Here is a 25,130-nt window from a genome sequence, read left to right on the forward strand (position 1 = left end):
AAAACGATGAAGTACGAAGATTTCCTGCTGGCCCAGACCCGGCGCCAGTTCTTTTCGCGATCGGCACGGGGTATTGGTTCGCTTGCCCTCGCCGGGCTCCTGAATCGCGTGGCCGAGGCCAGCACGAACGAAGCGAAGCTGGGCCTTATTTCTCCACTGCATCGTGTGCCCAAAGCGAAACGCGTGATCTATCTTTTCATGGCGGGCGGGCCGTCCCATCTGGAAACCCTGGACTACAAGCCGAAACTGGCGGAGCTGGATGGCCAGCCCATGCCCGAATCGGTGACCCAGGGCCAGCCGATCGCCCAGTTGCAGGGCCAGACCCTGCGCTGCCTCGCCCCGCAGCACACCTTTGCACGGTACGGAAAATCCCAGCAGGAAATCTCCACGATTCTACCCAACATCGCGGGTATTGCCGACGATATCTGCATTATCCGGTCCATGCAGACCGAGCAGATCAACCACGATCCCGCCCAGACCTTCATGAATACCGGCACGTCCATCTCCGGGCGCCCCAGCATGGGAAGCTGGATCACCTATGGCCTGGGCAACGAAGCCGACAACCTGCCGGGCTTCGTGGTGCTGACTTCGGCCGGCGGCGGACAGAACCAGCCCATCGCCGCGCGGCAATGGCACAGCGGATTTCTTCCGAGCAAGTTCCAGGGGGTTCAATTTCACTCCCAGGGCGATCCGGTGCTCTACCTGAGCAATCCCCAGGGTGTGAACGCGAAACAGCAGCGGGACGTGGTGGATGCGGTTCAGGCCATGAACCAGTACCACGACGACGTTACCGACGACCCCGAGATCCAGACCCGGATCAGCCAGTACGAGATGGCCTTTAAAATGCAGACCAGCGTGCCCGATCTGGTGGACTTCTCCGACGAGCCCCAGCACATCAAGGAGATGTATGGCACGGAGGGCTCGGACGGCACCTTTGCGTCCAACTGTCTGCTGGCCCGTCGCATGGCGGAGCGCGGCGTGCGCTTCATTCAGCTTTATCATCGCGGGTGGGATCACCACGGCGATGTAAAGAATGGCGTTGCGACCACGGCCGGTCTGGTGGACAAGGCTTCGGCGGCGCTGGTGAAGGATCTGGCCCAGCGGGGGATGCTGGAGGACACGCTGGTGATCTGGGGCGGTGAATTTGGCCGCACACCCATGGCCCAGGGCACGGGCCGGGATCACCATATCCGCGGTTTCTCCCTGTGGATGGCGGGCGGCGGGGTGAAGGGTGGACTGACGCACGGGGCCACGGATGACTTTGGATACTATGCCGTGCAGGATGTGGTCCACGTGCACGATTTTCACGCAACCCTGCTTCAACTGCTGGGCATCGAGCACACCAAACTGACCTATCGCTTCCAGGGGCGCGATTTCCGCCTGACGGACGTCGCCGGGAATGTGGTCCAGGCTATTCTGGCGTAACCTCGCCCCGATCCATGACGGACAGCGCCTCGGCGCGGCTGGCGTAGATATCGAAGATGCGGTACATGCGCACAAGTTCGAACAGGGTTCGCACGGGCTTGCTCATGCCGCAGAGCGCGAGGTGACCGCCCTTGTCGTGCATGGCGCGCAGGCAGGAAAGCATGGCTCCCAGGCCCGAACTGTCGACAAACTGCAACGCTTCCAGATCGAGGAGAATGCGGCTGTACTGTCCCAGCACGGGCTGCATATCGTCCTTAAAGGTTTTGGTGTTGCTCGCGTCGAGGCTGTCACGGGTAAAGGCAATCACGGCGATGCCATTTTCCAAAATGGGCCGTGTGATCATGTGGCCATCTCCTGAACTCCGGTGCGCCCCGGCTTCCCGGGGCGATTGCTATTCAAACTCGCCCTCGAAACGGTAACCCTTGCCCCAAACCGTGTGGATCAGCCGGGGTTTCGCGGGGTCGTCCTCCAGCTTCTTGCGAAGCCGGCCCATGTGCACATCCACCAGGCGTTCGTCGCCCGCATACTTGAAGTCCCAGGCCTGACTGATGAGCTGGCTCCGCCCGATGACCTGTCCCCGCCGCCGGGCCAGGGCATGAAGCAAATCGAACTCGATGGGGGTGAGCTTCACTTCCTGGCCGTGTTTCCACACGATACGCGCGCCGGGGTCAATGGTCAGTTCCTTGAAGACGAGGGAGTTGCCGGAGCGGGCCGGCCCCTTCGCGCGGCGGAGAATGGCCTGAACCCGCGCGGTGAGTTCTTTCGGGTCAAAAGGCTTGGTCAGATAGTCGTCGGCGCCCATGGTGAGGGCGGCGACCTTTACATAACTGATGGAGGTGGTGGTGAGCATGAGCACGCAGGCGTCGGATTCCTTGCGCATCTGCCGCAGGACTTCGATACCGTCCATGGCCGGCTCGCTGTGATCGCCCGCATCCAGGTTGATGTCGAGCACGACCAAATCGGGGCTGTTCTCCGCGATGAGGGCGAGCGCGTCTCGACCATTGGTGGCGGTTGTTACGGTGTAACCGTCGTTTTCGAGAACCTGACGCGTTTTCGTCAGCGCCTCGGCTTCATCTTCAACGACCAGAATTTTTTCAGTGTGCATCGTCTGCCCCTGATACCCTGCAATTGATCTCGTTCGATACGTCTGGGTGTCTCCGGATTCACGCAACTCCCGCTGCAAGCGACTCTCGGGGCCGCGGGCAAAGCTCGATGGCCGCACCCCGTTCCGGGCGAAGCGCTCCGGGCACGACACCGGTCGCTACGTGGAGGCCGAACCAACGCTCAATCCGGATTCGCCTCGGCCCTCATTGTAACCTAAATGCGCTTCACTATCTAGATCAATGTCATGGCACGGAAATGGGCGTGGGAATGGGTTCGCCGGGGCCTCCGGCGGGCTCCACCATCGCCGCGTCACAGGCGTTAAGCCGCACATGGATTGAGGCGCCAATGCCCTCCACGCCCTCCGCCCATACGGTTCCACCGTGTCGCTCGACAATTCTGCGCACAATCGCGAGCCCCAGTCCGCTTCCCTGATTGCCGGCCTGGTCGTGGATTTGCTTAAAGGGGGCGAACATGGCCTCCGCGTGATTCATGTGAAAGCCGATGCCGTTGTCCCGCACGCAGATCTGGACCGAATCGGCGGGGCAATCCTCGGCGTAGACCCAGGCGCGGGGGGCCTCCGCACCGCGGGTAAATTTGGTGGCGTTGCCCAGCAGATTGACAAAGACCTGCTTCAGGAGGGAGGGGTCGCCCTGACACCGGGGCAGCGGCTCCACCGTCAGGGCCATGGTCTCTCCCACGGAAACCGTTTCCCAGGCGGAGGCGATGACGGTATCCAGGTCGCAGGGTTCGAGCATGACGGGCTTCCGGCTGAGCCGTGAGAAGTCGAGGAGCCGATCAATCAGGTGCTGCATCTCGGCGACGCCGCGGGAAATCATGGTGCAGTAGTAGCGCCCCGAATCCCCGAGGCTGTCGCCGGTTTCCTCTTCGAGCATGCGGGCGAAGGAGCGGAGGAAGCGAAGGGGGGAGCGCAGATCGTGCGCAATGGTGTAGTTGAAGGCTTCCAGTTCCTGGAGGGTGTCCTGCAGCTCGGCGGTGCGCTCTTCCACGCGCTGTTCCAGCGCCTTGTTCAACTCGTGCACCGTGTCCGTCGCGATCTTTTCCTCCGTGTTGTCCCAGGCCACGAACACGGCATGCTGCACATCCCCCCCTTTGTCGCGGTACGGAGAATAGACCATGTCCAGGTGCCTCCGGGCGCCGGAAGGCAGGGTAAGCCATCGCTGGACGTGCACTTCTTCGCCGCGGAAGCAGCGCTCCAGGCACGGTTCCACCATGGACTCATAGAGGGCGGTACCCCACACGGTTGGCGCGATGGTGCCGTTCATGGCTTCCGGTTCGGTGCTAAAGAGAGCGGCGAAGGAACGGTTCACCAATTCGTAGGTGTAGCTCCGGTCGACGAGCGCCATGAACTGGCGCGAAGAGTCCACCAGTTTCTCGTAGCGCTGCCACAGCTCGTGGGCCCCCATCTGCTGGGTCACATCCCGGTGCATCCAGACGCGGAATTCGCTTTCCTTGAAAACCTGCACCTCGTTCCAGGCGGGGAACTCATCGCCCCGCTCATAGCGTATGCGGAGCGGGCGCTCAATGTTGCCCGCCTCCAGTGCTTTCCGGATGGTGTTCAGGCTTTCCGCGCCGGCATGGCGCTCCTGAAGAAAGGGGTGGACCGTGCCGGGAAGGCGGTCGGGCTCCATGCCCATCATGGAGGCGAAGGCATCGTTGCAGTACGTGATGTCGCCCTCTCGGGTGATGGCGATGCCCACGCTCAAGCGCGAAAGAATGCGAACTCCCATGGACTCAAGCAGTTGTTCCGTGGGGTGATCGAGCACGGTTCTATCCTTTCAGCGTTTCCGGGAAGAGCGCGAGCAGCACCTGTGCATAAACGCGGTAGCCGAAATCATTGGGGTGATTCACGCCGTTGCCCGCGATGTCTACAAAGCGCTTGCGGGCAAGAAAGGTGGACCAGAAGGAGGTCAGATCGGCCACGGCCACACCCGGGCCCCGCAAGGTCATGAGGGCATCGCGGTACAGGGGATAGAGGTCCGGGGCCGCGTGTTTCCAGTCCGCATTGCCCAGCATGGGCGACACAATGATGAAAGAAGTCGGGGGATGGCCCGCCTTGATGCCGTCCATGATGCGCTGGATGTTCGCGGTGAAATCGGCTGGCGAAAAGCGCCCTGAGGCGTCGTTCATTCCGAAGGCGATGATGGCGATATCGGGCTTCTTTTCCGCCACCAGCGGGGCCTGCTCTATGCCCCAGGGCGCGCCCATGCCGCTTACGGAAAAGTTGGTGAACTGAATCGGGCTGCCGAATCGCGCCGTGAGCCCCTGGACGAAGAGATCGCCGTAGGCCGGCTGGTGGGGCGCCACACCCGCTACGCCGCTCGCGTTGAGGCCGAAGGAGATGCTGTCGCCCAGCAGGCAGACCGTGAGGGCGTCTCCCGCCGCGAGTTTACGATTGAGATCGGCAAGATTGTCCCCGGCCGGCTCGGGAACAGGTCCGCCCAGTTTGCTCCAGTCCTTCTTCTTGTGCTCGTAGGTCACTTCAACCTGCAAATCGTGGAAGAGGTGCTCGTTCTCGAAGAAGATGTCCCGCGTGCCGTCGCGGTACAACTGGCCGGACTTGCCTATGGGCGGCTCGTAGTCCGCGCGCGTCGTAAAGGGGATACGGGTCTCTTTGGTGAGGGTGATCCGTCGCGCTTCTTTGTCCAGGAGGTAGTCCCGGCCCTCTTCAAAGGTTGTGCCCGTGGCCGTATGGACCACGGAGAGGATTTTTCTGGGCGTGAAAAGAAGGGTAGAGGTCGGGGCTGCACCCGCGCTTTCCTCCAGGAAGAAGCAGCTCTCGCCATGCATCGTGGCGCCCGTCCAGAAGGGCTCCAGGCGCCAGCGGCTGATGGCGTCATCGTCCGCGTGAGCGGCGAGCACCCCGAGGCCGCCGACGGCGGCCAGGGCCGCGAAGAATACAATTCGATACATCGATGATGCTCCATTAAAACTGTGTGGCGTGGTGACTCTGCTATACGATTGTGATCTATTTGCGGTAGTCGGGGCAAGGGAAAGAGCACTATTAAGCGTTGAGAGCATCGCCAAGGTGCTTGGACCGTACCTGTCGTAATTCGTGATTCTCGTCACCGGCTCAGCGTCTGGTACTTATTCAGTTGCTTCCAGGTTGGCGGAAGGACGGCGTTCAGGAGGATGGCCTCCTTGCCGAGGTCGTTGAGTCGAAAGGCCCCCTTAAAGCGCCCCGATGCCGATGTCGGTATGGAAAAGCCCGTAAATCGCGCTTCCGGTCCGTAGTAGACCGGGTAATAAACTCGTGTGGGACCGGAATTTCCCAGCGGCGCGGGGGGGACCGCCATCGTGCGGTCAAACTGAAAATTGGGGTGCGTCGCCTCGTAGCTGAAGTCTATGGAAATCCACTGGGGCCCACTCTGGAACTCCAGGACGAGCACATCGGCGTACATGGGGAGCCTGACGGGGGAATCCATTTTTTTCGAGGCGTCGCCGAAGCCCGGAATGGCGTAGTGTGTTTTGTCTTCGCGCTCCTCGCGCTGGGTGATAAGCAGGGTGCGATCCTGGCTTTCGTAGCGCTCAATCATATGAGCGACCTGGCCGGATTGCCACCATCGTGCGGCGAACAGGGGCGCCAGCAGGAGTACCGCGGCGATCGCGGCGATCGCGGCAGCACTTGCGCCCTGGCGGACCAGGGGGGCGGCCGCGTTAAGGGTCGCGCGATAGGTAACTTCCTTTCGGCGCCTCCAGAAGCCCATGCCGCACCAGACCAGCCACTGGAGCAGAAAGCCAGCGGCAAAGAGAGAGAGGATTTCCATGTGGAAGGCATGCCGTTCACTGAAGCGCAGGGCCGGATAGCCCGCGAGCAACAGGATGGCGCAGAAGAGGGCCGCGCCCAGGCGGGGGTTCATGGCCGCAATGCAGAGCAGCATGAGCGCGATGTGGTAGCGCCCGCCACCGGGCAGGGCGTCGAGCGCCCAGCGGCGAAGTTGCCACAGGCGCGCGAGAAATTGATTGGTGATGCCCCGGGGCGTAACGTCGGCCGTGCTGATCTGCAGTTCGTCGGCGGTGCGGAGCACGGAGGCATATCCGCGAATGATGAGGTCGGCGGGAAAAGTTGCTGCCATCTCGCGAAAATAGGCCTTGCCCGCGGCGTCATAGTCCGGCGAGTAGTGGCGAAAGATTTCCGTGCGCCCTGTGGTGCGGTGGGCATAGCCCATGAGGATCGCGCGGACGTATTCGTCAAGAAAGGGATCGCCGAAATCGTAGAGGGGCGCCTCTACACCGAGCCGCTGATCGCAGTACTTGGTGAAGCCGATGATCGTGTCGTGGGTCGCATTATTGACACGGGACAGGACCTGGAAGATGGGCCAGCCGAACACGGCGAAGGCGGCGACGAAGACGGCGATGACCGCGCCGCGCTTCCACCAGGTCTGCTTGACGGGGCCGGGCGAGAAGAGGGCTATGAGCCCGCAGAAGAGGGCGGCGGCAATGGAGACATCCTGCCGAAAACCGAGACCCAGGCCGGCGAACAGGCCGACAGCCGCCGCGAGGGGCAACTGGAAGCGCAGGGGCAGGGGACGCTTCACGATCCAGCCCGCCACAAGAATAAGGGCGAAGAAGAAAGGTGCTTTGCTGTAGTCGCGCAGTTGGGGCAACTGCTGGAGGTGGACCGGCGACGTCATGAGGAGTCCGGTGAACAGCGTGGCGAAACGCGGCCCCATGCCCAGGCGGAAAATGCCGTAGCCGAGGGCGTTGGTGATGCCATAGAGGAGGGCGTAGAGGGGCGTGAGTGATTGCCATGCCACGCCGAAGAGGGTGAACATGAGCGCCACGCTGAGCACCAGATAGCGATGAAAGCGCTGCCACTGGGTCCAGCCGGGAAACTGCTGGAGCGGGTGGAAGGCCTGAATCTCATCGTAGCTCATGCCCGAGGTGTCTTGCGGGAGCAGGGTCACGTTCTCAGGGATGCTCGCGCAATCGAAGGTATCGCTGCGGAGGTAGAGGAAATCCTCCAGCCCCGGTACTTCCGACATCATGGGGTTGGTGTAGCCATGGCCACAGGCAGTCATCACGGCGGGACCGAAGACCTGCTGCCAGAACTCTGGTGGGCCGCCCCAGGTGCTGACATAGATAGCGCCGATGACCGCGGCGGTGGAGAAAAGTGCGGCGACGCGCAGACATTCACGCCCCGCAACGCGCCAGCCATGGCGAAAGGCCCGCGAAAATCTGGGTTCCGCCGGTGTTGCCTCACATGAAGTGACGGGTTGTTCGCTATGCTCGGTCATCGCGAGAAACTATAGCAGCAGGCAATGGACAATGAACAATTGACAATGGACAATGCGCTCGAGCAACACATCCGGACCGGTCGCCAGACTTCGGCAATCGTTGTCAATTGTCAATTGTCCATTGTTCATTGCCATAATATCGCCCCATGACCGAGACCTACCTCCAGATTCGCGAGAAACGCTGCCTTTGGGCGGGCGCGTTGTTCTGGGTTGTCTTTTCTGTTGTTGCGGTAGCGCTGCGCGGCGTGCGCTGGGAGGAAACCTGGGAGCACGCGCTGGTGATTACGAGGGCGGTGCCCTATCCCGAGGGGCATCCCTTCTTCATCTACTGTCGCAATGTGTTCAGTGGCCAGAGCTACCTTTCCGCGCTGATGCTGAGCCTGTGGGATTCGCCCCTCCTGATCAACGGCCTGCGGAATGTGGCCCAGCTCAGTTTCTGCACGGTGCCGGTCTATCTGCTTGGCATGCGTTTCAGCGGCAGCGCCTGGGGCGGGCATCTGGCAGCGACGCTGGTGCTGTTCGGGGTGCACCAGGGTTTTCAGAGCTACTACCCCATCGAAAGCTGGCCCCATTTCTTTGCCACGGGACAGATTGGCGCGGGCTATGCCCTGCTGGTGTTCGGGCTGCTCCTGCTTAACGGCTGGCGCAGTGTCTGGTTTCTGCTGGGACTTATGCCCATGGTCCACGTGGGGCAGTGGCCCGTGATCGGGCTCTTTGCCGGAATCCAGTGGCTGTGGGCGCTCCGAAATCGCGAATACGCGCGCGCGCGCCAGGCCGTGGGCTGGTTTGTCGTGGGGATGACGCCCTGCGTGATCTTTTTGGCCGTGCAACGTCAGTTTCATGTGTCCATGCCCCTCGCGGGCGCTTACTTCGCCGAGGGCGACGCCCACGCTATCTGGTCCGCCTACACCGGGCTGCACGATCTGCACCGGGCGGTGCCGCGCGACTCTTTCCTGAAAAGCGTGCTCGCGGCGGGCGCCGTTCTGCTGGTGGCGGGTCTGAACGGCATGCGGCCCGGTCTGGAAGACGGGCCTCGCAGGGTTCTATTCCAGACCTTTGGTTTCGCCCTGTTGCTCAGCGGGGTGGTTGTTTCGATCTGGCTGGTCCATCAGGTCCTGGGCGGTGGTGCGCCTTTCGCCCTGATCGGTTGGATGCCTTATCGCCTTATGAACCACCTTGCGATACTCCTCGTTCCGCTGGTGGTTGGCGTGCTGTGGCGCGGCCGCGCCGGGGGACGGGGCCTTTTGGCGCTGGTGCTGCTCTATGCCCTGCTGCTTCCGCTGTGGCGCACGCTGCAGCCGCCCGAGATTTTTGTTCGCTACGGGGGCAATCTGGAGGGGCTGATCTTTGCGCTGTGTGGCGGCGCGATCGCGTCTGCGGTCGCCGCCCGGGATGGAAAGATCGTCGTTTGGGGCGTGCTTCGCTTGCCGGCGATTCAGCTTCTGCTGCTGGCGGTCGTGGCGGCATTCCTGCAGAACTTTTATCCCTTCGCCCTGGCCGGCATGCTGGGCGGGGCCCTGGTCTGGGGTGTCTGCGAGGGCCTGGTGCGTCTTTGGCCAAGCCTGGAACGGCCCTGGCTCCACTGCGGGACGATTGCGCTGGGCACCGCGCTGCTGGTGTCGCTGGTGGTTCGGGAAACGCGCCACCGGGAGCATCTGGCCCTCCAGCCCATCCACCAGCAGGTGGCGAACTGGCTGGATGAGCACGGCGAAGCGGACGCCATGCTTGTGACGCCCTACTGGGACGTCAACTGGCTCGGAAAAATTCGCCACCCCATACTGGCGGATTATCAGACGGCCCACCTCATGAGCTATGTGCCCGCGCTCGCGCCGGCTTTGAAGAAAATGCATACCGAGGTCTTTGGATTTGTGGTGGATGGCGAAACGGGCCCGCCCCTGGCGGGATGGCCCGGCCGCAGCGTCGAGGAATGGCGCCGACTGGGAGAAGCGTATGGCTTTGAGTACGTGCTGGCCCCGACGGAGATGGAGTTGACGCTGGAGCGCGTGCTGGAGGGGCGGCCCTATGATTTGTATCGCGTGGAGCCGTGACGGTAACGGGAGCACGGACTTTCCCGTCCGTGTTTTTGCGTGCAATGCCGCTGCGTGATACGCGGATAAGATAACCCGCGCTCCCGCTTCCCAACGGAGTGTGCATAATCCCGTGCGTGAGTGAAGCGTCCAGGCGCCTTGCGCTATACTATCGGCCCGCTTGCCCCCAGCTCTGAACCCCCGGATTACCCCATGATACGCGCTGTACTTTTTGATCTCGATGGCACCCTGATGGATTCTACCGACGCCATCGTGAATTCTTATTTCCACACCTTCGATACCATTGGCGAGCCCCGTCCGGAGCGCAGCGTAATCATCGGTACCATCGGCGATCCCCTGCACAAGCAGTTTCCCACGATGACGTCTCACGATGTGGACGAGTGCATCCGCATTTATCGCGCCTACTACGCCGAGCACAGCGCCGCAATCACCACGCTTCTTCCGGGGGTTGAAGAAACGCTGGAGGCACTGGCCGGGCGGGGTATCAAGATGGGATTCGTGACCTCGAAGCGGCGCGAGGCCGCGGAAATGCTGCTGGAACATCTGGGCGCGTTGCACTACATGGATGCGCGTATCGGCCCCCTGGAAGTCACCGAACACAAGCCCCATCCGGAGCCCGTACAAAAGGCCATGGCCGTGCTGGGTGTCACCCCGGAGGAAACGGTGTTTGTGGGCGACATGCATTTCGATGTGCTGGCGGGCCTGGCCGCGGGTGTGGTTACCCTGGCGGTGGCCACAGGCTATGAGACCCGCGCGCAACTGGAGGCGCTGAATCCGGATGCGACCTATGACAGCATGTACGAGGTGCGCGACCATATCCTCGGGCTGCTGTGAGCCAGCCTCCATCTACAACCGTGAATGACGCTCTAACGCCGGAATCTCGCCGCACCTTCTGGCTGCTGGTGGGCAATGGCGCCATCGTCACCATGGGCTCGGTCTTCTATAGCTTTGAGACCGTCATGGCGGGGCTGGCCTTCGAGCTCACCGGCTCCACCTTGCTGGTGGGCTTGCTGGTAACCGTGGCGACCTCGGGCTGGTTCTGGCCGCAGCTTATCGTGGGCAGCCGGATTCAGCACCTGCCCGAAAAGATGCCCACCTATCGGCTCTCGGCGTTCCTTCGTGTATCCGGTGTTTCCTGCATGATCGCGTCCACCTGGCTGCTTTCGGATCGCGGGGAGATACTCTATTGGGCGATCCTGGCCTGCACGACGCTCTTCGCGGTGGGCGGCGGCATTTGCGTCATCCCCTTCATGGACATCCTGGCGAAATCCATTCCCGTGGTGCATCGCCCCATGCTGATGGCCTACCGGCAATCCATCGGCGGCGTGCTCGGTTGCGTGGCGGGTCTTGTGACGGTGTATATCCTTGGTGAGCACAGTGGCCTCACCTATCCTTACAATTACCTCACCCTCTTCATCGTGGGTGGCGCGATCAACTCGGTGGCTTACTATTGCGTTGTCGCCATTCGCGAGCCCGTGGAGGCTGTGAACCCGGAGCAGCAGACTTTCGGCGGCTTCCTGGCTGGTGGCGTGCGTGTGTTTCGCGAGGATCGCGATTTTCGATACTACTTCTACTTCCGTGTGTGCCTCTACCTTGCCTACATGAGCCAGAGCCTGCTCGTGCCTTTTGCCATGTCGCGCTTTGATACGCCGCTTGAGGCCACGGGGCTTTTCGCCGCGGGCATAGCGCTCACCGGCGGCGTCTTCAGTTTATTCTGGGGCCGGATCGCACGGCGCATCGGCGAAGTGGGCCTTTTCCCGTTGGTAAGTCTGCTCGCCTTTGTACCCTTCGGCTTGATGGCGGTCCTGGCCTTTCTCCCCGAGCAGAACGCCATCGTTCAAATACTCGCACCGCGATTCCATTGGGTGGTGCTTGCTGTCTTTGCCTGCCTGACCGCCGCGCGGCAGGGCATTGACATGGCCGGAAGCCTATACCTCCTCGCCATGCCCCCGGCGACATTGCGCCCGACCTACTTCGCCTTCATGAATTCTATCAGCGCGCCTCTCATGCTCAGCCCCATTTTCGCGGGCTGGCTGGCCGGCTCGGCCTCGTTTGTGATGGCCTTTACGCTGTCCGCGATCGCGGCGCTGGGTATGGTGGTAGTGAGTTTGACGTTGAAGAAGAGGTGATAGTTGATGGTTGATGGCGAAGAGGGCGGTGACTGAATGGGTCTTATGGGTCTTATGGGTCTTATGGGTCTTATGGGGCTTATGGGGCTTATGGGGCTTATGGGCGCGGAAAACTAGTATGGCAGTATGGTGAGCAACGATAACAGCAATGCATGCGCAACTGTCAACTGTCAACTGTCAACTGTCAACTAATTTGAACCCTCCGTCGCTGGCCTGTATGATCATCGCCTATGTCGGAAACCCTCCTCCAACTCACCTCTATCGACAAATGTTTCGGCGGCGTCGTGGCCCTGCGCGAGGCGCGGCTCCATGTCCGCGCGGGCGAAGTGCTGGGCCTGGTCGGCGAAAATGGCGCGGGCAAGAGCACGCTGATCAACATCGCTACGGGCCTTTTCAAGCCCGATAGCGGCGTCATGCTGCTGCAGGGTCAGGCCGTGAGCTTCTCCAGCACCCGACAGGCCGCCGAGGCCGGTGTGGTGGTGGTGCACCAGGAGGCCGACCTCTTTGCTCAGCTCAGCATTGCGGAAAACATGCTGCTGGGGCGGGGACTCGTCCGTGGTCCCGGTGGACTCATCAATTGGGGCCGGACCAATGCCGAGGCGAAGAAACTCGTTGCGGATATTGGCGAGTCTTTTGATGTGGCGCAGGATGCGGGCACCCTTACGGTCGCCCGGCGCACCATGTCGGAGATTGCCGCCGCCGTGGCGACGAAGCCGAAAGTGCTTTTCCTCGACGAGCCCACGGCCTCGCTTACGGTAAAAGAGATAGAGAATCTTTTTGCCCAGATCCAGCGCCTGAAGGCGGCGGGTGTGGGGATTGTCTACGTGAGCCACCGCCTTGAAGAAATCCTCGAATTGTGTGATCGCGTCACCATCATGCGGGATGGATCCACGGTCGAGACCAAGGTGGCTGCCGATCTGACCATGGACGGCATCGTGGCGGCCATGGTGGGCCGGGAGAATACCCAGATTCACGCCAAGCGGATCGTTCCCATTGGCGATGTGCGGGTTGAAGTTCAAGGGATGACCGCTAGGGACAACAGTTTTCGCGATGTCTCCTTCAAGGTGCGCGCGGGCGAGATTGTCGGGCTCTATGGCTTCGTCGGCGCCGGTCGCAGCGAGTTTGCCCAGGCCATGTTTGGCATCCGCAAGCCCGCATCGGGCACGGTGAGCATCGACGGCAGGCCCCTCAAGATGCAGTCACCCCGGCAGGCCGTGGCCCAGGGGCTGGCCTATCTGCCCGAAGACCGCCTGGTTCAGGCGGTATTTCGCGGTCATGCGCTCCGCACCAATTCCAGCGTCACGCTGCTGCCGCGATTGAGTCATGGCACGCTGGTAAGCAACCGAAACGAGAAGGCGCTGGCCGCCCGCATCATCAAAGAAATGAGCGTCAAGACCTCCTCCATGGAGCAGGCCATCGGAACCTTGAGCGGGGGCAACCAGCAGAAGGTTATATTTGGACGCTGGGCCGCCACGGACCCGAAGGTGCTCATACTCGACGAGCCAACGCGCGGCGTGGACGTGGGGGCGAAAGCGGAGATTCACAAGCTCATCTGCGATCTGGCGGAAAAGGGCACGGCCATCATCCTCATCAGTTCCGAATTGCCGGAGGTGATGGCGATGAGCGATCGTGTTCTCACGCTGTCTGAAGGCCGTGTGACGGGCGACTTTAATCCGCGGACGGACGACGATAAGACGATTGCCGCGGCCGCGGTGCCCCGGAGCGCAGAGAAGGTGGCGGTTGTTCGTTCGCCCTTCCAGCGCGGTCTTACACAGGCCCTGCAGATGCGTGAATTGGGCCTGTTGGTCTTTATCGGCCTGCTCGCGGGCTACATGACGGTGACGACCCCCGCCAGTTTCGCGAATTGGGCCAATATGCTCGACATTCTGGAGAACGCGGCGATACCCGCCATGATGGCCCAGGGCGCCATGCTCATCATCTGCGCGGGCGGCATCGACATTTCCGTGGGCTCCATGATGGGTCTGGTGGGCGTGTTTGCCGCGCTGTCGGTAAAGGCCGGCGTGCCCGCGCCGCTGTGCCTCGCGCTCGCCGTATGGCAGGGGGTCATCTTCAGCTTAATCAATGGCGGTTTGTCACTGGTCGCGCGAATCCATCCGATTATCGTGACCCTGGCCGGCCTGTGGATCTATCGCGCCATCATGCCTATCGTGACCGGCGGCAGCGAGGTGATGAACCTGCCCGACGGCTATCGCGCCCTGGCGGATGGCAACCTTCTGGGCATTCCCAAGATCTGTTACTACGTCGTGGCCCTATCGGCGATTACCCACGTGCTGCTGCGCTACACGCTCCTCGGACGGCAAATTCTCGCTCTGGGCAATTCCGAAAGCGCGGCGCGCCTGGCGGGTCTCTCCAAGACCAAACTGACCCTTTTCGTGTTCGGCTATTCCGGACTCATCGTGGGGCTGTGCTCGGTTTTGAACGCCGCCTACTATGGCAAGGTTCAGGCCAATTCCGGCGCGGGCCTCGAGCTTCAGGCCATCGCCGCGGCGGTTATCGGCGGCACCAATATCCTCGGCGGTCGGGGCTCCGCCCTGGGCACCCTTCTCGGCGCGCTGCTCGTTTCCCTCTTGTACAACAGTCTGGTGCTGCTGGAAGCCAGCGCCTACTGGCAGAATATCTTCGTGGGCAGCCTGATTCTGGCCGCCGTGATGGTCGATGCCCTGGTGCAGCGGCTGCGGAAGGGACCGGCATGATCCAGAATCTGTTCCGTTCCCGGGAGGCTGTGCTACTCGGCGTGCTCTGCGCCATGTGCGCGGTGTTTGGCGCGACCACCGAGTATTTCCTCAACCTCGATGCCCTGCTGGGTTACAGCCGATACTGGGTGGCGCCGGGCCTGCTGGCCATTCCTATGACCTTCATCATCGCCACGGCGGGTATCGATCTGTCTGTGGGGTCGATTGTCGGCATGTGCGGGATCATCCTCGGCGTGCTCTATCGTGACTACCAGTGGCCCATTGTGGCGGCGTGTGCGGCGGCGGTCCTTTCGGGTACGGCGGCGGGCGCCTTCAACGGCGGCATCAGCAGCACGCTGGGCATTCCCCCGCTGGTCGTGACCCTTGCCACCATGACGCTCTTTCGTGGCATCGCCTTCGGCTTGAGCCAGGCCGACGCCATCAGCAATTTTCCCGCAGGCTTCAATTATCTCGGCAGCGGTACGCTGTTTTCCTTCTGGCTTTTCGGCGAAGAGGCTTTCGTGCCCGTGGCGCTGGTGGTGCTTCTCGCGGCCATGGCGCTCGGCGTGCTGCTGCTTCGCCGCACGTGGATGGGGCGCTACACGCTGGCCATCGGGGAGAACCCTTCCGCGGCAAGTTTCGCGGCCATTCCCGTGTCGTGGATGCTCTTCGGCATCTACACGGCGTGCGGGTTCATGGCGGGCGTGGCCTCCCTGTTTTACACAGCGGTCTACGCGACCGCACGGGCCGACGGCGGCACGGGCCTGGAGTTGGAGGCCATTGCGGCCGTGGTGATCGGCGGAACACGCATCAGCGGAGGCCAGGCCTCCGTCACCGGCACCTTGCTTGGCCTGCTGATAATCGGTATCCTGAGATACGGTCTCGAATTGAGCGGTGTTAAATCGCAGAATGTGGTCATCATCGTCGGACTGCTCCTCATTGTGACGGCGGTCTTCAACGAGTGGATGGCCCGTCGCGCTGGAGAGAGCAAATGACCCGGAATCTTTTTCTGCTTTGCGCCACGTGTCTCGTGGCTCTGTTCACCCTTGCGGGCTGTGGAAAGCCCGCCCAAATCGCCGACCCGGCGGAAGGCGCCGGCGGTGCGGGCGCACCCACTGCCACTGAATCCGGCAAGAAAATCAAGATCGGCGTGATGCCGAAGCTGATCGGCATAGGCTACTTTAACGCCGCGCAGATTGGCGTGAACGAAGCCGCCGCCGAGCTGGGCGTGGAAGTAGACTACAACGGTCCGAGCGAGGCCGACGTGTCCGTCCAGGTGCAGATGATCGAGAGCTGGATCACGCGCAAGTACGACGCTATCGCCGTGGCGCCCAACGATCCCGACGCCATCAGCGATGTGCTCAAACGCGCGCGCCAGCGGGGTATCAAAGTCATCACGTGGGACACGGACGCCCAGCCCGACGCCCGCGATTTCTTCGTGAACCAGACCACCTCCGAAGCCATCGCCCACGCCTTCCTGGACATCCTTGCGGAAGGCGTTGGTCCCGAGGCCAAGTACATCAACATCACCGGGACCCTGACAGCGGCGAACCAGAACACCTGGATGAAGCTGATGGAAGAGTACCGCCAGCAAAAGTATCCCGGCATGGTGAATCTGTCCGAGACGCCCAAGGCGCCCGGCGAAAATCAGGCGGCGGCCACCCAGATGGCGGCGGACTGCCTTAAGGCCTATCCGGAAATGAACGCCATGTTTGGGCTTACCTCCGTCGCGCTGCCCGGCGCAGCTGAGGCGCTGCGCAAGGAAGGAGCGGCCAGCCGCGTATTCCTTACCGGGCTGTCCACACCCAACGACATGAAATCCTACGTCCACGATGGCACGGTGAAAAAGTTCGTGCTCTGGAATGTCCCGGATCTCGGCTACCTCACCGTCCATGCCGCCGTGGCCGCGATCAAGGGCGAACTGACGGCGGATGCCGCCACCTTCAACACGGGGCGCATCACCACCTCGAAGAAGAACGGCACGGAGATCGTCATGGGCGATCCGCTGGTGTTCACGAAGGAAAACATCGACAACTTCGATTATTGAGCAGCTAGGGATACACGTATATTTCGCTGGGTTCCGCCCCGGGTGCCACCTCAATCCCGCCTCCGGCGGGTTTGGGTGCCTTGTGAGGCGATCCCTTGCAGGCGGTCGGTGTACCTCCAGAATGCCGGGAATCTTCGGTTGAACCGGAATCGAGGGCCAAAGCCGGATGTGGATTGTCGTGTCCGCAAGTGAGGAACTTCCCACAGTGCACCCAAACGAGCGTTGCTCGATTGAGGTGGCACCCGACGTCGTCCTCAACAATCGGTACACCCGCTAAAGCATCCAGCCTTCCCCCGTCCCTGAGTTGCGCCACGTGCTTCGTTCCTTTAGGCTAAGCGCATGACTGACACCAACGTGAAAACTTCATCCCTTGCGCCGCCGTTTTGGTTGCTTGGTCCCCTTTCCGTTTTCTGTGGTATCGCCGCACTGGGGCTTGTGAGCGCGCAACAGGCCTATTATCCGTGGAGCACCAAGGACGTGCTCGCGACATTGATGGGGGCGGTGCTCTGCACGACACTCATTCTAGGTCCTTCGCGCATCATCCTCACGCTGGTGTTTCTGCTGGCCCTGCTGGATCACCAGTTTCGTTCGCCGTTCATATTGCCCTTTGGCGGAGCGGAATGGCATCCCCGCGAGCTGCTGCTTCTCCTGCTTTTTCTCCACGCCGCCGTGAAACTGGTCCAATATCGTCTCTGGATACGCTGGACCCCTCTCCATGTTGCGATGCTGCTCTACACCGCAGTCTTCGCTTATGGCGCCTGGCGCGGGCTCTGGCTGGGGAATGATCCGCGCGCCATTATCGCGGAGTGTCGCGCCCCGCTGTTTCTGGGCGTTTTCTGGGTCTTCGCAGGCACCGTGAAGACGCCGCGCGACCTCTTCTACTATGGTTACCTCGCGCTGTGCGTTCTCGTGGTGCTGGCCGTTGTCACGATTGGCGCCTTCGCGTATTTTGCCGTTACCGGACCCATTCCGAACACGCAGAACGCCTTGGGCGAGTTCGTGCCCAGAATTGTAGCGGGTATCCCGCTCCAATCCATTCGCCCGAGCGGACATGCCTGGTTTGAGACGGCGCTGGTGGTCTCGCTGGGAATGCTTTTGTGTCCCGGAGAGCCCTGGTACCGAAAGGCCGTCTACGCGGGACTGACTATCCTCTTTGCCACCGCGGTGTGCGCGGGTCTGATGCGCACAGCACTCGTTTCCGTCTTTGTGTCGATCACCGTGTTGCTCTGGCTCAGCCTGCCGGGAGCGGCGAGGGCACTTTCATTTTCAGTGCTTCTCTTTGCGGTTGGATGCGCGGCATTCATGGCGCTTCTCAATCCGAACGGCGCGTATGGTCTGCCGAGTTTTCGGGACCGTTCCCTGAATGCGCGTGCGGTAGAAACGGCCGGCGCAATAGAAGCTATCCGCCAACAGCCCCTCTTTGGGTCTGGCTTCGGGGCTTCTTTTGAGGCGCTTGGACTTGCGCAAAAGGACAGCGCTTCCAGTGCGGTGCCCGTGGACTACCGCAGCCTGCACAACGTGTGGCTATACATCGCGTGGAAGGCGGGGCTGGTGGGTCTTGCGATGGCGGTGCTCGCTTTGGCCGTGATGCTCATCTACGGCCAGGGGATAGTCACGCGTCTTCCCACGATGAGTCAGCGGTGCCTGGGCCGTACCTTGCAGGCCGTGCTTGTGGGGCAGTTGGCGGCCTCGGCGGCCATGCCGCGCCTGACCTATGCGAACGGTGCGCTTTTTCTGGGTATTTGGGTGATGGCGATGGTGTTGCTGGAGCGGGAGGCGGAAGGCGGAAATGGTGATGCCCGCTCCAGCCAATAGGACGGATTCGACGGATAGGACCGATTTTTAATCCGTCCTATCTGTCGAATTTGTCCCATCACCTGATCCGCACCTTGCGCCCCTCGACCGTCACCCTGCCTTCGGCAATCATTTGGATTGCTTTGGGGTAGAGTTTGCGCTCCAGGGCCTGTACGCGCTCCGCCAATGACTCAGGCGTATCCTGGTCGTTCACCGGAATCGACTGCTGCATGATTATCGGGCCATGGTCGTAGGAATCGTCCACAAAATGGACGGTAGCGCCCGTCACCTTCGCGCCGTAGGCGATCACCGCCTCGTGGACGTGCTGGCCGAACATTCCCTGACCGGAGAAGGCGGGGATCAATGCCGGATGCACGTTGATGATGCGGTTGGCAAAGTCCTCGGGCACTTTCAGCAGCGACATGTAGCCTGCGAGCACCACCAGTCCCGCGCCATGGCTTCGAACCGTCTCCCAGATCGCGTCGTTTCGTTGCTCAAAGGTCGGATAATCTTTCGAGGTAACGGCGTAGGCGGGAATGCCGTGTTTGGCCGCCCGCACAAGTCCAAAGGCCGAAGCGCGCGACGCTATCACGCAAGAGACCGTGGCGTCCAGCGTTTCCGCTTCGCAAAGATCGATGATGTTTTGCAGCGTGGTTCCGCTTCCGGAGAGCAGTACGGCCAGGCGTAGTTTCATGAGAGAGTCCTCAGAGGCGAATGGATTGTGTGGACTGCGTGGATTCGCCGCGGCGAATGGACGGAATTTAGCGAGTACGCGCGGGTGGCGAGTTAAATCAGATCCACTTCGTCCATTCGCCGCGGCGAATCCACTCTGTCCACCAACATAATCGCCGCCCGGCAAGCGGGCGGCGACTTCTTTTCGTTGTCAATTGTTCATTGTAAATTGAATTACATTTTCTGCATTTTGGAGAGGAACTCTTCGTTCGACTTGGTCTTCTTAAGTTTGTCGATGAGCAGTTCCGAAGCTTCCTGCAGCTCGCGGTCGCTGAGCACGCGAAGGAGGAGCCAGATACGCTGGAGGTCTTCCGCGGCGACCAGGCGTTCTTCCTGGCGGGTGCGCGAACGGTTCACGTCGATCGCGGGGAAGATGCGCTTTTCCATCAGGCGGCGATCCAGGTGGATCTCCATGTTGCCGGTGCCCTTGAATTCTTCAAAGATCACGTCGTCCATGCGGCTGCCCGTTTCGACCAGGGCCGTGGCCAGGATCGTGAGGCTGCCGCCCTCTTCTATGTTTCGCGCCGCGCCGAAGAATCGCTTCGGGCGCTGGAGTGCGTTGGCGTCCACACCGCCGGAGAGGACCTTGCCGCTGCTGGGCACCATGATGTTGTAGGCACGGGCGAGGCGCGTGATCGAGTCCAGCAGGATAACCACGTCGCGCTTGTGTTCCACGAGGCGACGGGCCTTGTTCAGCACCATTTCCGCCACCTGAATGTGGCGCTCCGGCGGCTCGTCGAAGGTGGAGGCTATGACCTCGCCCTTGACCGAGCGCTGCATGTCCGTCACTTCTTCGGGGCGCTCGTCGATGAGCAGCACGATGACGTAGGCTTCCGGGTGATTTGTAGTGATGCTGTTGGCGATTTTCTGCAGCAGCACCGTCTTGCCGGTGAAAGGCGCCGCCACGATAAGTCCGCGCTGTCCCTTGCCTACGGGCGAGATGAGATCCATGATGCGCATGGCGATCTCTTTCTGGCCCACTTCGAGGATAAAGCGCTCATCCGGGTGGATGGGCGTGAGGCTGTCGAAGATGATGCGTTTGTGAGCAACTTCGGGCGACTCGTTGTTGACCGATTCCACCTTCAGCAGCGCAAAGTAGCGCTCGCCCTCTTTCGGGGGACGTACATGGCCGGTGATGCTGTCGCCCGTGCGCAGGGCAAACTTGCGGATCTGCGAGGGGGAGACGTAGATGTCGTCGGGGCCGGGGAGGTAGGAGTAGTCGGGGGAGCGGAGGAAGCCGAAGCCGTCGGGGAGGATTTCCAGCGTGCCCTCGCCGTAGATGGAGCCCGCTTTCTCGATGCTGCGCTGGAGTACCGCGAAGATAAGGTCCTGCTTCTTGAGCCCGCCGTATTCCTCGATCCCGAGGGCCGATGCCGCCTCGTTCAACTGGGGCATGGTCATGGCCTTGAGATCGGTAATGTTCAATTCCGGACCGTCCACGGACTCCGGGATGACTTCATTGGCCACATCCAGCACGGCAGGGGCGTTGCGCCGCTGTTGCTGTTGCTGGGGCCGTCCGCCGCCGGGCCGCCTGGGGCGGTTGTTATTGTTGCCGCCGCCCTGTTGGGGCCGATTCTGGCCGTTGGGATTGCGTTTCGGGTTGTTGTTACGACCCTTGTTTTTCGGACGCCCCGGACCACGTTCGGTGGCTGTCTTTTCTGCCATGCGTATTTCCTTTCGCTGTTCCTGCACGTAGAGGCGCCCCGCGTGGGGCAGTAGGGAGTACAGGAACAATTCGCTCCACTACTTGGAAAAACCTGTTGTCTGAATGTTTCGGCGTGATGTGGGCGCGGGGGGGAGTATCAGTGGATTTCCGCCCAGTTTTTCCCAAAGCCCACGTCGACTTTCAAGGGTACGTTCAATTCGACGATACCCTCCATAATTTCCTTCATTTGCGCCATCACCGTCGCCACCGCGTCCGTCCGGGCCTCCACGACCAGCTCATCGTGCACCTGAAGCAGGATCCGCGCATCCGTTCCCGCGAGCGCGCTGTCCAGCCGTATCATGGCGAGCTTGATGATGTCCGCGGCGCTTCCCTGCACCGGGGTATTAATCGCGACCCGTTCTCCCGCCCGGCGCACGTTAACATTTCCGCTGTTGACATCGGGCACGTTGCGCCGACGTTTCAACAGGGTGGTGACATAGCCCTGGCTGCGCGCGGTCTCCAGTGTTGCATCCAGCCACGTCTTAATCCCCGGGTATTGGGTGAAGTAGCCGTCGATGAAGCGTCCGGCCTCGGCATTGCTAATCCCGAGATTCCGCGCCAGTCCAAAGGCGCTTATACCGTAGATCACACCAAAGTTCACGGCTTTCGCCTTGCGCCGCATCTCCGGGGTAACCGCATCGTCCGCCACGCCAAACACGCGCGCGGCGGTTTCCGCATGGATATCGGCATCGCGCCGGAAGGCGTCGCAGAGGGCTTCATCGCCCGAGAGGTGGGCCAGGACCCGCAATTCAATTTGTGAATAGTCCGCCGAAATCAGCGAGCGATCCGGTTGGCTGGGTATGAAGGCCTCCCGGATTCGGCGGCCGAAGGCGTTCCGAATGGGAATATTCTGCAAGTTGGGATCACTGCTGGAAAGCCGTCCGGTGGCGGCAACCGCCTGATTATAGGAGGTATGTATGGTCCGGGTTTCGGGATGGATCAGACGCGGAAGGGCGTCTACATATGTTCCCCGAAGCTTTTCAAGCATCCGGTATTCCAGAATCTTTTCCGGCAGTGGATGCTCATGCGCCAGTTGCTCCAACACGCGCTCGTCCGTGGAAAACCCCGTTTTCGTTTTGCGCGCCGTCGATAGCCCCAACTTTTCAAACAAAATCACCTGGAGCTGCTTCGGAGAATTTATCTTGAAGGGTTCGCCGGCCAGCGCGTGGATCTCGGTCGTCAACTCTCCCAGGCGAGATTCGATCTCGGTGCGGAGGGTGTCGAAAACGGAGAGGTCCACCGCGATACCCGCCTGCTCCATGCGGGCGAGTACGTGAACTAGCGGCAACTCAACATCGGTGAAGAGTGATTCAAGTTGGAGGTCCTTTAATCGATCCCTGAAGATCCCAGCCAAGTGCCATGTGGCGTCCGCGTCTTCTGCTGCGTAGTCACGAGCCTGGAGGATGGGAACTTGATTAAAGGTGACGGCTTTCGATCCTTTTCCGATCACGTCGGCAATGGGGATGAGTTTCCGTCGGAGGTGTTGAAGGCTGACTTCGTCTAAATTGTGCCTCAACTGGGAGGGATCTGTCAAGTAGGAAGAAATCATGGTGTCCAGGGCAATTCCCTGAAGGGGAACACCGGCCCGTTCAAGCACGATCAGGTCGTACTTGATGTTGTGGCCGATCTTCTTCACGGATTCGTCGGCGAAGAGCGGGCGCAGCAACTCCAGGGCTTGTTCGCCGGGTAGCGGCTCCAGTTGGGAGACCGTGGTCAGGTCATCGGGATCGCCCCAGACCTGGAGCGATTCGACCGTGTGGGCGATGGGGATATAGTAGGCCTCTTCACTGTCACAACAGCAGGATACGCCCACCAGTTCCGCGCGCACCGGTTCCGTGGAAGTCGTTTCCGTGTCCACGGCAAACTCGCCCGCCGCGCGCATGCGCGCTATCATGGCGCTCAACTCCGCCTCCGTCAGGATCAGTTTGTAGGCGCACGTTGCAGCGGCAATTGTCTCGCCCCCGGCGGTGGCGGCGGCACCGCCCGGCACCAGCTCCTCCAGCAGGCTGTGGAAGGCGAAGCGGGTCAGGGCTTCCGTCAGCACATGGGGGTCATAGGGCTTGCGCACGCAGCAGTCCGGCGTGAAGTCGAGGGGCACATCGGTTTTGATAGTGACCAATTCGCGGCTGAAGAAGGCCTGCTCGCGATCGGCAATCAGGTTCTCTTTTTGCTTGCCCTTCAACTCGTCTATATGCTCGTAGATCCCCTCCAACGATCCATATTTCTCCATCAACGTCTTCGCCGTCTTGTCGCCGATACCCTTCACCCCCGGCACGTTGTCCGCCGAATCGCCGATCAGGGCCAGGGCGTCCACCACGTTGGCCGGACCCGTACCGAAGCGTTCGCGCACCGCCGCCTCGTCGTACCAGGCGCCGCTGTCGCCCTTCGACGGGTCGTAAACCGTGATGCCGGGGGATACCATCTGCTGGAGGTCTTTGTCGCCCGTGACAATGACGGCGTCCATGCCGCCCTCGTGGGCCTGGCGGGCCAGCGTGCCGATCACGTCGTCCGCCTCCACGCCCGGCACCACCAGCAGGGGGATGTTCAGCGCCCGGACCAGATCATGCATCATGGGGAACTGGACCTTCAGGTCCGGCGGCGTTTCGCGGCGCGTCGCTTTGTAGTCCTTGTACAGGTCGTCGCGGAAATTCTTACCCGGCGCGTCGAAGACCACGGCGAGGTGGGTCGGTTCGTGATCGCGGATCAGCTTGAGGAGGACGCGGGTGAAGCCGTAGAGGGCGTTGGTGGGGTTGCCTTCGCCGTCGGTGAGCGACGTGCGGATCGCGTAGTAGGCCCGAAAGGCATAGGCCATGCCGTCGATCAGGAACAGGCGATCCTTCATGGGGGGGTGTTGTCCAGCACTTCGAGTATTTCCCGTGCGGCGTTCTGCGAGGCGCCGCCGTCTCCCAACATGGATTGTACTTCCCGGAGATCGCCGATCATCTGCGCGCGCTCGGGCGAGGGGGCGATGAGGCGGAGGGCCTGGGGAAGGATTTGAGCGGGCTGGATGTCGTTCTGGATAAACTCGGGAACGACTCCGCGCCCTACCAATATGTTTACTATACCGATGTACCGTATGTCTACTAAAAATTTCGCCATCCAAAAAGTCAGCGTGGTGACTTTGTACAGGATAACCATCGGAACGCCGAAGAGCGCCGTTTCCAGGGTGGCTGTTCCCGAGGCCACCATGCAGAAGCGCGCCCGACGGAGTATATCGTACATGCTGCCAGTCTTAATCTCCAGCGGGAAGCTGCCGGCAATTTCACGGGCCTGCGCCGCGCGGGCTTCATCCACCACGGGCGTCATGAAGCGGGCTTCCGGGTGCGCCTTCGCGATTCCAGCCGCCACCTCAAGCATCGGCGCGAGCAGCCGCTTGATTTCCTGTTCCCGGCTGCCCGGCAACAGGCCAATCACCATTTCGCCCGCCGCGGCGCCATCGCCCTCGATCCGGCTGATGTGATCCAGCAAGGGGTGGCCCACGTAGCGGCAGGGCAGGCCCACCTTCTCATACAACGGCTGCTCGAAGGGAAAGATGACCAGCATCTTGTCCACGCAGGCGGCCAGCGTGTGGATGCGCTTTTTCTTCCACGCCCAAACCTGGGGGCTAATGTAATATACAACCGGGATGCCCAATTGTTTCAGGCGCTTTGCGAGGCGGATGTTGAAGCCGGGATAGTCGATCAGAACGACGGCGTCGGGGCGTGTGTCTTCGATATGAGCCAGCGTGTCCAGAAAGAGACGGCGGATACCGCGGAAATGCTTGACCACTTCGGTAAAGCCCATGATGGCCTCGCCCGCGAGATCGTGTCGCAGGGCCATGCCCGCCGCCGCCATCCGCTGGCCGCCCAGGCCCTCGCATTCGATGCCCGGCGATAGCGCGCGCAGGGCCGCGATGAGATTCGCGCCGTGGATGTCGCCCGAGGCCTCGCCGGCGACGAAGAAGAGGCGGAATGTGGCGTGGGGGGCCTGGCTTTGCCTATTTTCTGGTTGAGCAATAGCGTCGTCGGCGGACATCAAAGTGCCTCTAAAGTTCGCGGTCGCATAGGGACTGACGCGGACTCGTGCGCCACGGTAGCGGAAAGCTCCGCAATTTGGAAGCGTTCCAGTCCGAGGAATAGTTGTTGTGGAGTCCGTGGCTGTCCCGTCGCGGCCCGAGCGCACGCGACACTACAACGGGGCCCGTATTCAGGGGCTGTGT

Annotated in this window: 17 protein-coding genes; 8 read left to right on the forward strand and 9 right to left on the reverse strand. The window is 61.5% G+C overall.

From position 1 onward, the window contains the following. The first annotated feature begins 6 nt into the window (after positions 1–6). Positions 7–1,425 (forward strand): DUF1501 domain-containing protein, encoded by a 1,419-nt coding sequence (locus JNK74_22275; GenBank protein ID MBL7648912.1) that lies wholly within the window; start codon positions 7–9, stop codon positions 1,423–1,425. Here JNK74_22275 and JNK74_22280 read toward each other — a convergent pair. The 5 genes from JNK74_22280 to JNK74_22300 form a co-directional block, all read right to left on the reverse strand. Further along, complete coding sequence (locus JNK74_22280) at positions 1,412–1,768, reverse strand: STAS domain-containing protein (GenBank protein ID MBL7648913.1); 357 nt, start codon at positions 1,766–1,768, stop codon at positions 1,412–1,414. The genes JNK74_22275 and JNK74_22280 overlap by 14 nt on opposite strands. 48 nt (positions 1,769–1,816) lie before the next feature. Then, on the reverse strand, positions 1,817–2,530 hold the full coding sequence (locus JNK74_22285) for a response regulator transcription factor (GenBank protein ID MBL7648914.1): 714 nt from the start codon (positions 2,528–2,530) through the stop codon (positions 1,817–1,819). A gap of 241 nt (positions 2,531–2,771) precedes the next feature. Further along, positions 2,772–4,313, reverse strand: a complete 1,542-nt coding sequence (locus tag JNK74_22290) for a PAS domain-containing protein (GenBank protein MBL7648915.1) — start codon at positions 4,311–4,313, stop codon at positions 2,772–2,774. A 4-nt stretch (positions 4,314–4,317) separates the two neighbouring features. Further along, the gene (locus JNK74_22295; GenBank protein MBL7648916.1) at positions 4,318–5,460 is read right to left on the reverse strand and encodes an SGNH/GDSL hydrolase family protein; all 1,143 of its coding nucleotides are present in this window, start codon (positions 5,458–5,460) and stop codon (positions 4,318–4,320) included. Between the two features lie 152 nt (positions 5,461–5,612). After that, positions 5,613–7,784 carry a hypothetical protein gene (locus JNK74_22300; protein MBL7648917.1) on the reverse strand — a complete coding sequence of 724 codons (2,172 nt, stop codon included), beginning with the start codon at positions 7,782–7,784 and terminating at the stop codon, positions 5,613–5,615. Positions 7,785–7,930: 146 nt separating this feature from the next. Here JNK74_22300 and JNK74_22305 point away from each other — a divergent pair, with 146 nt between their 5' ends. From JNK74_22305 to JNK74_22335, 7 genes are all read left to right on the forward strand, one after another. After that, positions 7,931–9,832, forward strand: coding sequence for a hypothetical protein (locus JNK74_22305; protein ID MBL7648918.1), 1,902 nt, complete (start codon positions 7,931–7,933; stop codon positions 9,830–9,832). Positions 9,833–10,024: 192 nt separating this feature from the next. Next, positions 10,025–10,666 carry an HAD-IA family hydrolase gene (locus JNK74_22310; GenBank protein ID MBL7648919.1) on the forward strand — a complete coding sequence of 214 codons (642 nt, stop codon included), beginning with the start codon at positions 10,025–10,027 and terminating at the stop codon, positions 10,664–10,666. 20 nt (positions 10,667–10,686) lie between these two features. Then, entirely contained in the window at positions 10,687–11,961 is a 1,275-nt protein-coding gene (locus JNK74_22315; GenBank protein ID MBL7648920.1) for an MFS transporter, read from the forward strand. 230 nt (positions 11,962–12,191) lie between these two features. Further along, the gene (locus tag JNK74_22320) at positions 12,192–14,675 is read left to right on the forward strand and encodes an ATP-binding cassette domain-containing protein (GenBank protein ID MBL7648921.1); all 2,484 of its coding nucleotides are present in this window, start codon (positions 12,192–12,194) and stop codon (positions 14,673–14,675) included. Further along, positions 14,672–15,649, forward strand: coding sequence for an ABC transporter permease (locus JNK74_22325; protein MBL7648922.1), 978 nt, complete (start codon positions 14,672–14,674; stop codon positions 15,647–15,649). Before JNK74_22320 ends, JNK74_22325 begins: the two co-directional genes overlap by 4 nt. Next, positions 15,646–16,701 (forward strand): substrate-binding domain-containing protein, encoded by a 1,056-nt coding sequence (locus JNK74_22330; GenBank protein ID MBL7648923.1) that lies wholly within the window; start codon positions 15,646–15,648, stop codon positions 16,699–16,701. The genes JNK74_22325 and JNK74_22330 overlap by 4 nt, the downstream gene beginning before the upstream one ends. Positions 16,702–17,040: 339 nt before the next feature. Then, a complete protein-coding gene (locus JNK74_22335) occupies positions 17,041–18,516 on the forward strand; it encodes an O-antigen ligase family protein (GenBank protein MBL7648924.1) in 1,476 nt (491 codons plus the stop codon). A gap of 58 nt (positions 18,517–18,574) precedes the next feature. Here JNK74_22335 and JNK74_22340 read toward each other — a convergent pair whose 3' ends face one another. From JNK74_22340 to lpxB, 4 genes are all read right to left on the reverse strand, one after another. Then, complete coding sequence (locus JNK74_22340; GenBank protein MBL7648925.1) at positions 18,575–19,189, reverse strand: phosphoribosylglycinamide formyltransferase; 615 nt, start codon at positions 19,187–19,189, stop codon at positions 18,575–18,577. Between the two features lie 212 nt (positions 19,190–19,401). Next, positions 19,402–20,892: a transcription termination factor Rho gene (rho, locus tag JNK74_22345; GenBank protein MBL7648926.1), complete on the reverse strand. Its 1,491-nt coding sequence runs from the start codon at positions 20,890–20,892 to the stop codon at positions 19,402–19,404. Between the two features lie 137 nt (positions 20,893–21,029). After that, complete coding sequence (gene polA, locus JNK74_22350; protein MBL7648927.1) at positions 21,030–23,774, reverse strand: DNA polymerase I; 2,745 nt, start codon at positions 23,772–23,774, stop codon at positions 21,030–21,032. Further along, positions 23,771–24,946 carry a lipid-A-disaccharide synthase gene (gene lpxB / locus JNK74_22355; protein MBL7648928.1) on the reverse strand — a complete coding sequence of 392 codons (1,176 nt, stop codon included), beginning with the start codon at positions 24,944–24,946 and terminating at the stop codon, positions 23,771–23,773. The genes polA and lpxB overlap by 4 nt, the downstream gene beginning before the upstream one ends. Between the last annotated feature and the right edge of the window lie 184 nt (positions 24,947–25,130).

This window comes from Candidatus Hydrogenedentota bacterium (assembly GCA_016791475.1).
In the GTDB taxonomy this organism is placed as follows: domain Bacteria; phylum Hydrogenedentota; class Hydrogenedentia; order Hydrogenedentales; family JAEUWI01; genus JAEUWI01.

Excerpts from the sequence above, each read along its gene's own strand:
- JNK74_22275 (MBL7648912.1), top strand. The coding sequence starts at position 7 with ATGAAGTACGAAGATTTCCTGCTGGCCCAGACCCGGCGCCAGTTCTTT.
- JNK74_22280 (MBL7648913.1), bottom strand. The coding sequence starts at position 1,768 with ATGATCACACGGCCCATTTTGGAAAATGGCATCGCCGTGATTGCCTTT.
- JNK74_22285 (MBL7648914.1), bottom strand. The coding sequence starts at position 2,530 with ATGCACACTGAAAAAATTCTGGTCGTTGAAGATGAAGCCGAGGCGCTG.
- JNK74_22295 (MBL7648916.1), bottom strand. The coding sequence starts at position 5,460 with ATGTATCGAATTGTATTCTTCGCGGCCCTGGCCGCCGTCGGCGGCCTC.
- JNK74_22300 (MBL7648917.1), bottom strand. The coding sequence starts at position 7,784 with ATGACCGAGCATAGCGAACAACCCGTCACTTCATGTGAGGCAACACCG.
- JNK74_22305 (MBL7648918.1), top strand. The coding sequence starts at position 7,931 with ATGACCGAGACCTACCTCCAGATTCGCGAGAAACGCTGCCTTTGGGCG.
- JNK74_22310 (MBL7648919.1), top strand. The coding sequence starts at position 10,025 with ATGATACGCGCTGTACTTTTTGATCTCGATGGCACCCTGATGGATTCT.
- JNK74_22320 (MBL7648921.1), top strand. The coding sequence starts at position 12,192 with ATGTCGGAAACCCTCCTCCAACTCACCTCTATCGACAAATGTTTCGGC.
- JNK74_22325 (MBL7648922.1), top strand. The coding sequence starts at position 14,672 with ATGATCCAGAATCTGTTCCGTTCCCGGGAGGCTGTGCTACTCGGCGTG.
- JNK74_22330 (MBL7648923.1), top strand. The coding sequence starts at position 15,646 with ATGACCCGGAATCTTTTTCTGCTTTGCGCCACGTGTCTCGTGGCTCTG.
- JNK74_22335 (MBL7648924.1), top strand. The coding sequence starts at position 17,041 with ATGACTGACACCAACGTGAAAACTTCATCCCTTGCGCCGCCGTTTTGG.
- JNK74_22340 (MBL7648925.1), bottom strand. The coding sequence starts at position 19,189 with ATGAAACTACGCCTGGCCGTACTGCTCTCCGGAAGCGGAACCACGCTG.
- rho (MBL7648926.1), bottom strand. The coding sequence starts at position 20,892 with ATGGCAGAAAAGACAGCCACCGAACGTGGTCCGGGGCGTCCGAAAAAC.
- polA (MBL7648927.1), bottom strand. The coding sequence starts at position 23,774 with ATGAAGGATCGCCTGTTCCTGATCGACGGCATGGCCTATGCCTTTCGG.
- lpxB (MBL7648928.1), bottom strand. The coding sequence starts at position 24,946 with ATGTCCGCCGACGACGCTATTGCTCAACCAGAAAATAGGCAAAGCCAG.